This is a genomic window from Bacillus sp. EAC (assembly GCF_002156875.1).
Classification (GTDB): Bacteria; Bacillota; Bacilli; order Bacillales; family Bacillaceae_G; genus Gottfriedia.
The window spans coordinates 214,304-225,570 of the sequence record NZ_NCSY01000009.1; the positions used below are offsets into that span (position 1 = coordinate 214,304).

An 11,267-nucleotide genomic window follows, 5' to 3' on the forward strand; every position below is an offset into this window, starting at 1 on the left:
ATATGTAAGCTTTTTAAAATTATTCGTAAAGTGATAGAGTTGGAACTTGTCATTCAGATTTTTTAGGAAATGTGGCTGACTACACGTACATAAATCTTATTAAAATTGGAAGTTTTTACTGAGAATGGTATAGGGAGATATTCCTCTCAGAGCCGAGCAAGCTTTTTCCACTTTTCAACTGTCCAGTTCCAGCGCCTAGCCCCTCGAGGTTATAAGCCAAAGCCCATTGAAAGTTAAAGGTCAAACTTTCATTGGGCTTTGGCTTATGCTTGTGGGCCCACAGGATGTGGGTCATGCATGCGTTATGACAGGACGTCGTGATTTTAGCATGCCTTCCACTTTGACCAAGGCGCTTCCACATTTCGACTTGTCTACAGGCGTATAAATCTGTATGATGGTTGAAGAGGTGAATTGAGCGAATGGAAAGATTGCAGAAGGTTATTGCTAGAGCCGGGATTGCTTCTCGTCGAAAAGCTGAAGAGTTAATTAAAGAAGGAAAAGTTAAAGTAAATGGTCAAGTCGTTACTGAACTAGGTGTGAAGGTTAGTGGTAATGATCGAATTGAAGTGGAAGAGGTTCCAATCGATAAAGAAGAACCAGTTTACTTTATTTTATATAAACCATCAGGTGTCATTTCAAGTGTGTCTGATGATAAAGGAAGAAAGGTTGTTACGGATTTCTTACCAATGATTCCGCAACGTATATTTCCAGTGGGTAGATTGGATTATGATACGTCTGGGATTATATTATTAACGAATGATGGTGAGTTCTCAAACTTATTACAACATCCAAAGTATGAAATTAATAAAGAATATATTGCAAAAGTAAAAGGTATTCCTTCAAAAGAGGGATTACGAAAGTTAGAAAGAGGAATTATGCTTGAAGATGGAAAAACAGCTCCAGCTCAAGTTAAAATGATTTCACTTGATAAGCAGAAAAATTCTGCAATAATAAGAATAATTATTCATGAAGGAAGAAACCGTCAAGTCAAGAGAATGCTTGAAGCGATTGGTACACCAGTCATGAAGTTAAAACGTGAACGTTATGCGTTCTTAGATTTAACTGGATTAAGTGCAGGGGATGCTCGAGAGTTATCGCCACACGAAGTGAAACAACTAAGAGCAATGGCTTCAACTAAGCCTCGCTAATGATCAAGACTCGGCCTATGCCGAGTTTTTTCTTGTCGTTATTGAGTTTTTTAATCTGGTTAAATATTGAATATTTAGTTTTTTTTGAAACATATCAAATTTCTATTCAAGAATAGGAAATAATGATATTCTATCATATGGGAGGAACTACATATATGAAGAAAAATAGAACGTTAATTCGTACGCTAATCTTATTAATTCTGATTTCAGCAATTGGCTATACTTTTTACATAAATTTTTTTAAAGAAGAGGAAGTTATTAGTAAAGGAAATAATGCGCCTAACTTTGCGATGACTGAACTTAATACTGGAGAAAAATTTACTCTATCTGGGGAAAAGGGCAAAGGGGTAATCATAAATTTTTGGGGCACTTGGTGTGAACCATGTAAGCGTGAAATGCCTTTTATGAATGAATTATATTTAAAATATAAGGATAAAGGAATTGAATTACTAGCGCTTAATGCAGATGAATCTAAATTTTCAGTAGAAAGATTTGTAAGCGATTATAAACTTAAATTCCCAATTGCTATAGATAAAGATCAACAAGTATTAAACACATATGGTGTAAATCCATTACCTACAACTTTTTTTGTAAGTCCTGATGGAAAGATAAAAAGAATTGTAACTGGACAAATGACACCAAGTTCTTTTGAAAGTTATATTAAAGAAATATTGCCAAAATGATTGTTTTTTAGTTAGGGGAAACGTTATGGATACTTTTAAATGTGAATGTGGTCATCTTAATCATGTGGGTACAGTTATATGTGAATCTTGTGGGAAGCCACAGGACGAGACTGCTACTGAACTTCTAGATATGAGATATGAAGGTACTGCAAGGAGATCAATTGTAAACAATCAAACTTTTATTGATAAAATATGGACGTTTTTTTCATCAGTAAAAGTAGCTATTTATATCATTATTGTTACATTAATAGCTTCAGCACTTGGAACAATTTTTCCTCAAAGAGATTTATTACCGCCGACTGCAAACCCGGCAACTTATTATGAAGATGAATATGGAGTATTTGGTAAAATTTATGATTTTATCGGTTTAGACAAAACATTTGATTCATGGTGGTTTATGCTATTAGTAGCTTCAATCGGGGTATCACTTGTAATTTGTAGTTTGGATCGTATTCTACCATTGTATAAAGCGTTAAATAAACAATCAGTCACAAGACATCCAAACTTTTTAACAAGACAAAGAATCTTTGGGATTAGTAGAGTAGAAAATGTACAGGACGAAATCGAAAAAGCAAAGCTAAATTTACAAAAAAGAAGATATAAAATTCGTGAAGAAAACGGCAATATATTAGCCGAAAAAGGAAGATTCTCCAGGTGGGGTCCTTATGTCAATCACATTGGTTTAATTATTTTCTTAATTGGTGTAATGATGCGATATGTTCCAGGGATGTATATGGATAAAGCTTTATGGGTTCAAGAAGGCGAATTGAAACCAGTTGTTGGAACGAATCAAAACTATTATCTGAAATTAAATGATTTTCATATGGAAACTTATGATAAAAACAAAGAAGGTAAAGTATATAAAAAAGCAATTGAGCGTTTTGGAAATGATAAAATTCCTAAAAACTATCAAGCTGATGTAACTTTATTTAAACGAGTTGGAAATCTATTACCAGGTGAAGAACCGAAACTTAAAAAAGTAAAAGATTACAGTATTCGAGTAAATGAACCTTTGAAATTCCAAAACTTTGCTCTTTATCAAGTAGATTATCGAATCGGTGATTTTAGCGCATTTATTTTTAATCTTGAAGATAAAAAAACTGGCAAATTATTAGGACCAATCAAGGTTGATTTGCAGAATCCAAAAGCAGTATATGATTTGAAAAATGGTTATAAAGTTGAACTTAAAAATTATTTCCCAGATTTTTATTTTAATTCTGAAGGGGTTCCAGATACGAAAACTAGAAAACCAAATAATCCAGCATTTGTTTTCAAAATGACTACGCCTAGTACGCCTAAGGGTGAGGTTGCATTTGTCGCAATTAAACAAAACATTGAACCAAATGGTGTAAATAAATACAAAATGTCTTTTGCTGGTGTTGAAACGAAAGATTCGACGGGTTTAACTGTTCGCAAAGATTTAACATTATGGTTATTAGGCCTCGGCGGAGCAATCTTTATGATAGGTGTTATACAAGGAATGTATTGGTATCACAGACGTATTTGGATTCAAAACCAAGATGGAGAAATTTGGGTTGCAGCATTTACTAATAAAAACTATTATGGTTTGAAGCAAGAAATGATAAAAGTGTTGGGAGACACTAAAATTGAAATACCAACAGATCAGCTAGCTGATAAAAGTGTTTAATAGGGGGAAAATATGTACGAGCTAAGTAGTAATTTTTTATTTATTGCATTTATTTGTTACATTGTAGCAACGTTCTTTTTTGGCGGCTCGATGAAAGTTAACGATAATGGTCCTAATAAATGGGCGACTTTAGGTATTTCAGTAACGTTAATAGGCTTTTTATCACAGCTTACTTATTTTGTTACTAGATGGATTGCAGCAGGTCATGCACCTGTAAGTAATTTATTCGAATTTATTACTTTTTTTGGAATGATGTTAATCGCAGCATTCATTTTAATCCATTTTATTTACAAATTGAATATTATCGGTTTATTCGCTTTACCAATCGCGATTATCATAATTGCGTATGCAACAGTATTTCCACATGAAATTAAACCTTTAGTTCCATCCTTAAAAAGCTATTGGTTACATATCCATGTAACAACGGCAGCATTAGGTGAAGCTATTTTAGCGATTAGTTTTATTACAGGTCTAATCTATTTAATAAAAAATATCGATCAATCGAAATCTTCGAAGAAAACATTTTGGCTTGAAGCTGTTTTATACTTTTTAGTGACAGTTGTAGCTTTTATTTTACTGTCTACCGCTTTTAATGCATCAGGTTATGAAGCTAAATATAATTGGGTAAATAAAGATAAAGTAAAAGAAGAAATGATTTATAATTTACCTTCTATTGTCGGACCTCATAAAGGTGAGTTGACGACATCGGGTAAGTTTGAGGCACTTGCAGAAATGCCAGCAATGGTTAATGCTAAAAAATTAAACACAGTAATCTGGTCAATATTTGCAGGAGCTGCACTATATCTAGTTATTCGATTAATTATTAGAAAACGAATTGCAGCATTCTTACAGCCATTCGTTCAAAAAGTTGATAGTGAACTATTAGATGAAATTGGATATCGCTCGGTTGCGATAGGCTTCCCTGTATTTACATTAGGTGGATTAATTTTTGCAATGATTTGGGCACAAATTGCTTGGACAAAATTCTGGAGTTGGGATCCAAAAGAAGATTGGGCACTAATTACGTGGTTATTTTATGCAGTATTTTTACATTTCCGATTCAATCGTAACTGGCAAGGTGAAAAATCCGCATGGTTAGCAGTTATAGGATTTGCAATCATTATGTTTAACTTAATTGCAGTAAACTTAATAATTGCAGGTTTACACTCTTACGCTTAAAAAAGTCATTGGGATTAAGGATTATTTTCGAAAAGATAAATATGAATTCAAAAAAGACGGAACAAAGTAATAAAAGTTACTTTATTCCGTTTTTTTATTGCGTGATATAACCAATTAATGGAAATAATAAATTCTAAGAATTATGTAAAAATGTTCACAAATTGGGGTAGAATATACAATTTTTATTATGTAGAATTGTATTGAGGGGGTCGTATTATGGATCAAAATATAAAAATATTAATTGTTGATGATGAAGACCGAATTAGAAGATTATTAAAAATGTATTTAGAACGTGATGGATATAGTATCGATGAAGCTGATAATGGCGAAGATGCTTTAAAGTTAGCATTAAAAAATGATTATTCATTGATCTTATTAGATTTAATGATGCCCAAAATAGATGGAATTGAAGTTTGTCGTGAATTACGAAAAGTAAAAACTACTCCAGTCATTATGTTAACAGCTAAAGGCGAAGAAACAAATCGTGTTCAAGGATTTGAAGTTGGAACGGATGATTATATTATCAAACCTTTTAGCCCTCGTGAAGTAGTCTTACGTGTAAAGGCTTTACTAAGACGTTCATCTAATATACCACTATTTACATCAGAAAATACGACAGCTAAGGATGTAGTTGTCTTCCAGCACCTTACAATCGATAATGATGCACATAAAGTGATTGTTGAAGGTGAGGATGTAAGTCTAACTCCTAAAGAATATGAATTATTGTTATTTTTAGCGAAGTCTCCAGATAAAGTATTCGATCGAGAAACACTTTTAAAATCAGTCTGGCAATATGACTTTTTTGGAGATTTACGAACTGTTGATACACATGTTAAAAGGTTACGTGAGAAATTAAGTAAATGTTCTGAAGATGCCGCAAAAATGATCGTAACTGTTTGGGGTGTTGGGTATAAATTTGAGGTAGGTCAAGATTAATGATCTTAAGAAGTTTAGTCGGAAAGCTTTGGCTTACAATCATTTTATTAGTGTCCCTCGTATTGTCTTTCCTAACATTTGTACTAATAGGATTTTTTGAGAAGTTCTATATTGATTTACAAGTTCAAAATATGATGGATAATGCATCGAAAATTTCCCAATTGATTGAAGAAGGTCAGTCGTTATCAGATGTTGAATATTTATCAAATAATATGATCAGTAGATATTCAAGAGTGATCATTGAAATTAATGATGAAGAACCATGGTATTCTAGCAATAAATACGGAATACTCGGCCTACCATTTGAGGAAATTAAAAAAGATGACGTATTAAGTAAAGCTCTCTCCACAAATAAAGAGGTTAGTAAAAGACTAGTATATGGTGATAAAAGTGAGCGTGAAAAATTAGTTGTAGGTGTACCAATTAAAGGTGATAGTAAAAATGGTGCGGTTTATATCTATCAAACATTACAACCTGTAAAAGTGATGATTCACCATACAACAAATTTTGTATTGTTAGCAGCCTCAATAGGAATTGTATTAACTACATTTTTCTCATTTTTCTTATCATCTAAAATAACTGCTCCACTTCGAAAAATGAAGGAAGTTGTTGGTGGTATGACTTCTGGTAATTTTGATATGAAAGTTCCTATCCATTCAAATGATGAGATTGGTGAATTGGCATATTCATTTAATAAAATGAGTAAACAATTAAATTTTAATATGAATGCATTAAAGCAAGAAAAAGAAAAGGTCTCAAATATTATTACAAGTATGGTAGACGGTGTTATTTCAATTGATAAGGAAGGATCAATCGTCACCACTAATCCACCAGCAGTCCGCTTTTTAAAGATGCTTAATGATGATCGCGAAGGAGATCAATCTGCACTAATCTTAACAAAGGAATTATTAGATTTATTTAAACTTGTTGTTGAAAGTGAGAAAAAACAATTTATTGAATTGAATTTTGATCAAGGTAATTTCCATGTTCTGATGTCGCCTTTGTATAATCAAACGAATATAAGAGGTGTAGTTGCAGTTATTCGAGATGTAACAGAACAAACAAGATTAGAGAAAATGAGAAAAGATTTTATTGCTCATGTATCTCACGAATTACGTACGCCCATATCTTTATTACAGGGATATAGTGAAGCGATAGTTGACGGTGTAGCTGAATCCAAAGAAGAAATGCAAGAGCTTTCTCAAATAATTTATGATGAGTCGTTAAGAATGGGTAGATTAGTAAATGATTTACTAGATTTGGCCCGAATGGAAAACGGTTTTACCGAATTAAATTGGGAACGTGTTCCACTTATTCAATTTGTCGATCGTATTATTAGGAAGTTTAAAGCGTTATCTAGGGAAAAAAATATTAAACTATTCGGTGAAATCGACGAAATTAACCATGTGAATATATATATTGATGAAGATCGGATGGAACAAGTATTTACAAATTTAATTGACAATGCAATTCGACATTCAAATGAAAATGGCCAAATTATCGTTTCTGTCTATCAGACGGCAGAAGATACTGTATTTGAATTTATTGATTCAGGTGTAGGTATTTCAAAAGAGGACTTACCATTTGTTTTTGAACGTTTTTATAAAGCAGATAAGGCTCGTACTAGAGGAAGAAGTGGTACAGGACTTGGTTTAGCAATTGTTAAAAATATTGTAAATGCACATGGTGGCTCGATTAAGGTGTATAGTGAATTTGGACAAGGAACGACATTTAAAGTGAAGATACCACATAATTTACGATTAAATGAAAAAGATGTAGAGTAATCTTGTTTCATATAAAACATTTAAATAAAAATATTGAATTCTTACATAATTTACCTTACGATTGAATTATAGAAATATTGATGATTTTAGTGCATTTATGCTTAATAGGGAATCTGGTAAAATCCAGAACTGTCCCCGCAACTGTAATGTGGACGAAACGAGTTACCACTATTCTATGAATGGGAAGGTCGGAGTAGGTAGAAGCAAAGTCAGTAGACCTGCTAAGTCATCTGTTTTCAATTCTTCGGGGAGTAAGAATTTGAAGCAGCAGTTGCAAGTTCACTTGTATTTAAATGTTGTTTCAGCCCCGTTCTTTTTTGAATGGGGTTTTTTGTGCTTTCCAAAAATTAGGAGGAAAAGTATGAAGAAGATTTTTTCAAGTATTATTATTGTATTATTATGTTTAGGGTTATTTGGATGTAATAATGAAACTTCAAAAAAAGAAGCAAATCGTACGGCTTCAGAAAATGCATTATATCCTTTATCGATAAAAGATGCTACTGATAAAGAAATAGTTTTCAAAGAGGAACCTAAGAAAATTATTTCCTTAATTCCAAGTAATACAGAGATTTTATTCTCAATTGGAGAAGGAGATAAAGTAATTGGGGTCACTGATTTTGATAATTATCCAAAAGAAGTCGAATCAATTGATAAAGTTGGCGGGAATAATGCTGATATGACTTTTAATGTTGAGAAAATTATTTCAATGCAACCAGACTTAGTATTAGCACATGAATCTAGTTTAGGAATATCAGCAGATGGATTAGAACAATTAAAACAAGCTGGTATCACAGTATTCGTTGTTCCTAATGCTGAATCGATTGATGATGTTTATGCAACAATTTTAGAGGTTGGAAAAATAACAGATAAAGAAGATCAATCAAATAAGGTTGTTAATGAGATGAAAGAAAAATTAAAGGCTATTAGTGAAAAAACTGCCAACATTTCAACTAATCCTTTAGTTTGGCTTGAAATTTCAGGCCCACCTGAAATCTATACTGCCGGTAAAGGAACTTTTTTAGATGAAATGATTACAATCATTCATGCAAAAAATGTAGCAGAGAATGAAAAAGGTTGGGTAATGTATAATGAGGAATCAGCTATTAAAGCAAATCCAGATGTTATATTAACTACATATGGAGATTTCGTTCCAAATTTAGAAAAAGTAGTAATGGCAAGAAAGAATTGGCAATCTGTAAATGCAATTAAAAATAAGCGTGTATTTGATATTAATGCTGATACAACATCTAGACCAGGTCCAAGACTTGTTGAAGGAGTAGAAGAAATTGCAAAGGCAGTTTATCCAGAAGTTTTTAAGTAAAAATAAAACTATCTTTATCATTCCATTAATTATTTTACTATTGTTGTTTATTTTAGGGGTTTCGATAGGATCTACATCGATTCCCTTTTCTTCTATTATTTTAAGTTTTTCTGACTTGTTTTTTAAAACTAATTATGTTCCTGTTGATATTCAAACGATTGTGGTGAATATAAGAGTACCAAGAGTATTATTAGCGGCATTAGTAGGAGCGTGTTTGTCGTTAGCAGGAGTTGCGTTTCAAGGAATACTCAAAAATCCATTAGCTGATCCATTCACACTTGGTGTCTCTTCTGGTGCTTCAGTAGGTGCAGTATTTGTATTGTTCTTTCAAATTAGTTTACCAATTGTTACGTATTTTACATTACCTGTCGTAAGTATTCTTTTTGGTTTTTTTACGTTATTAATCTTAATTCTTTTTGTAAGAAAATTAGATCGTTCACTTAATGTTGAAACACTAATTTTAGGTGGAATCATCATAAGTTCATTTTGTTCAGCATTACTATCATTATTTATATCATTTTCTGATAATGAACTTCGTGCTGTAATTGGCTGGTTAATGGGGAATATCGGAAGTAGAGGAATCCAATATTCTATTACTTTATTACCTTTTCTGATTCTATCTTTTATAATATTATTTAGTCAAAATCGTCAACTTGACGCGATGACATTTGGAAGTGCAAATGCGAAACATATTGGTATAAATGTCAAAAAAACTACATATTTAATATTATTTACCGGAAGCATATTGTCAGGAGCGGCAGTAGCTGTGTCTGGTACCATAGGGTTTGTAGGACTGGTTGTTCCTCATTTCACACGAACTTTAATTGGACCGTTACATAAGAAATTACTTCCTTTATCAATGATTAATGGGGCAATCTTTTTAATGGCTGCAGATATCATTTCAAGAGTAATATTAGCTCCGAGGGAATTGCCAATTGGGGTCATTACTTCGCTAATTGGTGCTCCTATTTTTGCATTTATTTTACTTAAGATGAAAAGAAATAGAGGTAAAGTATGATTACTTGTAAAGATATTTCATATTCATATGATGGGTTACATCAAGATTTAGAAGGGATATCTTATTCTATTAAAGATGGTGAATGGCTTGGAATTATTGGTCCAAACGGTAGTGGGAAATCTACTTTTTTAAATATATTATGTGGTCTTTTTAAACCATCAAAAGGATTTGTAACCCTTGATGAAGAATTAATTTCAAAGATGTCAAATAAAGAAATCGCAAGAAAAATTGCTGTTTTATCACAACAAAATTCTTTTACATATTCTTATGAAGTAAAAGAGACAGTAAAACTTGGTCGTATCGCACACACTTCATCATTATTTCCAAGTTGGGAAGAGCAGGATGAAAGTGCAGTAAATAATGCATTGTTAATGACAAGCACAGATAAAATGAAAGAAAGTTTCATTAATGAATTAAGCGGTGGAGAACGTCAAAGAGTTTTCTTAGCACAATGTTTTGCTCAAGACACCCCATATATATTTTTAGATGAACCAAGTAATCATCTCGACTTAATGCATACAATCAAAATATTAGATTTACTTAAAGAGTTACAGATAAAAGAAAAAAAAACGATTGTAACTGTCTTTCATGATTTAAATTTGGCTAGTTTATATTGTGATAGATTATTAGCAATGAAAGATGGCCGTCCGTTCGTTGAAGGAAATACAGACTTAATTTTAAGTGAACAAAATTTAGAAGACCTTTATGAAACTTCATTTCAAATAATGTTGAATCCGAAAACAAATAAAAAGGTTATCATTTATAAAAGTAGTATTCTTTAAATTTAACTGAAAATGGACAAGGGGGAAATTAAATGAAAATTTATACAAAAACTGGCGATAAAGGTCAGACAAGTTTAGTTGGCAAACGTGTAGATAAAGATCATTTAAGAGTAGAATCTTACGGTACAATTGACGAAGTAAATACTTTAGTAGGATATGCGATGACGTATCTGGACAAAGATGATACTAGAGATATTTTTAACAGCCTACAAAAAATACAACACGAATTATTTGATTGTGGTGGGGATCTAGCTGTCGTTAAACAAGGAATTCCATTTAAAACAACTGATAAAATGGTTGAAGAACTTGAATCTCTGATTGATGAATATATGGATGCAACGCCACCACTTGAAAGGTTTATTTTACCAGGTGGATCTAAGCCTGCCGCTATTATTCATCAGGCGAGAGCGGTTACGAGACGCGCCGAACGTACAGTAGTTACTCTAATGAAACAGGAAACAATTCATTTGCCAGTATTCTTGTATTTAAACCGACTTTCAGATTATTTCTTTGCATTAGCAAGATTAATAAATACAAGATTAAATATTAAGGACGTTGAGTACGAAAGAGGAGCAATTGTTTTTAAAACAGAAAAGAAATAAATTTAAAAAAGCTATTGATTAGTAGAATTCTAACTAATCAATAGCTTTTTTTGTATTAAAAATCAATTTAATACATAGAATGGTTGAGTGTGAGATTTACATAAATTCTACATGATATTTTTGGTGTCAGATGCTTGTCGGAGCTGACACAGGTGCTTCCACTTTT

At 32.2% G+C, this 11,267-nt stretch carries 10 protein-coding genes and 1 riboswitch; all 10 genes read left to right on the top strand.

From position 1 onward, the window contains the following. Positions 1–419: 419 nt before the first annotated feature. The 10 genes from rluB to B7R65_RS16040 all read left to right on the top strand — a co-directional run bounded on the left by rluB (position 420) and on the right by B7R65_RS16040 (position 11,101). Positions 420–1,148, top strand: coding sequence for a 23S rRNA pseudouridine(2605) synthase RluB (gene rluB, locus B7R65_RS15995; RefSeq protein WP_088043828.1), 729 nt, complete (start codon positions 420–422; stop codon positions 1,146–1,148). A gap of 155 nt (positions 1,149–1,303) precedes the next feature. Beyond that, a complete protein-coding gene (gene resA / locus B7R65_RS16000) occupies positions 1,304–1,831 on the top strand; it encodes a thiol-disulfide oxidoreductase ResA (protein WP_088043829.1) in 528 nt (175 codons plus the stop codon). A 25-nt stretch (positions 1,832–1,856) separates the two neighbouring features. Continuing rightward, entirely contained in the window at positions 1,857–3,479 is a 1,623-nt protein-coding gene (gene resB / locus B7R65_RS16005) for a cytochrome c biogenesis protein ResB (RefSeq protein WP_088043830.1), read from the top strand. Positions 3,480–3,491: 12 nt separating this feature from the next. After that, complete coding sequence (gene ccsB / locus B7R65_RS16010) at positions 3,492–4,658, top strand: c-type cytochrome biogenesis protein CcsB (protein ID WP_088043831.1); 1,167 nt, start codon at positions 3,492–3,494, stop codon at positions 4,656–4,658. A 216-nt stretch (positions 4,659–4,874) separates the two neighbouring features. Beyond that, entirely contained in the window at positions 4,875–5,594 is a 720-nt protein-coding gene (locus tag B7R65_RS16015) for a response regulator transcription factor (protein WP_088043832.1), read from the top strand. Continuing rightward, positions 5,594–7,378 (top strand): ATP-binding protein, encoded by a 1,785-nt coding sequence (locus B7R65_RS16020; RefSeq protein WP_088043833.1) that lies wholly within the window; start codon positions 5,594–5,596, stop codon positions 7,376–7,378. The genes B7R65_RS16015 and B7R65_RS16020 overlap by 1 nt, the downstream gene beginning before the upstream one ends. 69 nt (positions 7,379–7,447) lie before the next feature. Continuing rightward, a riboswitch (cobalamin riboswitch) is annotated at positions 7,448–7,618 on the top strand. Positions 7,619–7,739: 121 nt separating this feature from the next. Then, positions 7,740–8,699, top strand: coding sequence for an ABC transporter substrate-binding protein (locus B7R65_RS16025; protein ID WP_088043834.1), 960 nt, complete (start codon positions 7,740–7,742; stop codon positions 8,697–8,699). Then, positions 8,665–9,717, top strand: coding sequence for a FecCD family ABC transporter permease (locus tag B7R65_RS16030; RefSeq protein ID WP_088043835.1), 1,053 nt, complete (start codon positions 8,665–8,667; stop codon positions 9,715–9,717). Before B7R65_RS16025 ends, B7R65_RS16030 begins: the two co-directional genes overlap by 35 nt. Further along, positions 9,714–10,499: an ABC transporter ATP-binding protein gene (locus tag B7R65_RS16035; protein WP_088043836.1), complete on the top strand. Its 786-nt coding sequence runs from the start codon at positions 9,714–9,716 to the stop codon at positions 10,497–10,499. Before B7R65_RS16030 ends, B7R65_RS16035 begins: the two co-directional genes overlap by 4 nt. Positions 10,500–10,531: 32 nt before the next feature. Then, entirely contained in the window at positions 10,532–11,101 is a 570-nt protein-coding gene (locus B7R65_RS16040) for a cob(I)yrinic acid a,c-diamide adenosyltransferase (RefSeq protein ID WP_088043837.1), read from the top strand. Positions 11,102–11,267 lie beyond the last annotated feature (166 nt).

Excerpts from the sequence above, each read along its gene's own strand:
- rluB (WP_088043828.1), top strand. The coding sequence starts at position 420 with ATGGAAAGATTGCAGAAGGTTATTGCTAGAGCCGGGATTGCTTCTCGT.
- B7R65_RS16015 (WP_088043832.1), top strand. The coding sequence starts at position 4,875 with ATGGATCAAAATATAAAAATATTAATTGTTGATGATGAAGACCGAATT.
- B7R65_RS16035 (WP_088043836.1), top strand. The coding sequence starts at position 9,714 with ATGATTACTTGTAAAGATATTTCATATTCATATGATGGGTTACATCAA.
- resA (WP_088043829.1), top strand. The coding sequence starts at position 1,304 with ATGAAGAAAAATAGAACGTTAATTCGTACGCTAATCTTATTAATTCTG.
- B7R65_RS16020 (WP_088043833.1), top strand. The coding sequence starts at position 5,594 with ATGATCTTAAGAAGTTTAGTCGGAAAGCTTTGGCTTACAATCATTTTA.
- resB (WP_088043830.1), top strand. The coding sequence starts at position 1,857 with ATGGATACTTTTAAATGTGAATGTGGTCATCTTAATCATGTGGGTACA.
- B7R65_RS16025 (WP_088043834.1), top strand. The coding sequence starts at position 7,740 with ATGAAGAAGATTTTTTCAAGTATTATTATTGTATTATTATGTTTAGGG.
- B7R65_RS16040 (WP_088043837.1), top strand. The coding sequence starts at position 10,532 with ATGAAAATTTATACAAAAACTGGCGATAAAGGTCAGACAAGTTTAGTT.
- ccsB (WP_088043831.1), top strand. The coding sequence starts at position 3,492 with ATGTACGAGCTAAGTAGTAATTTTTTATTTATTGCATTTATTTGTTAC.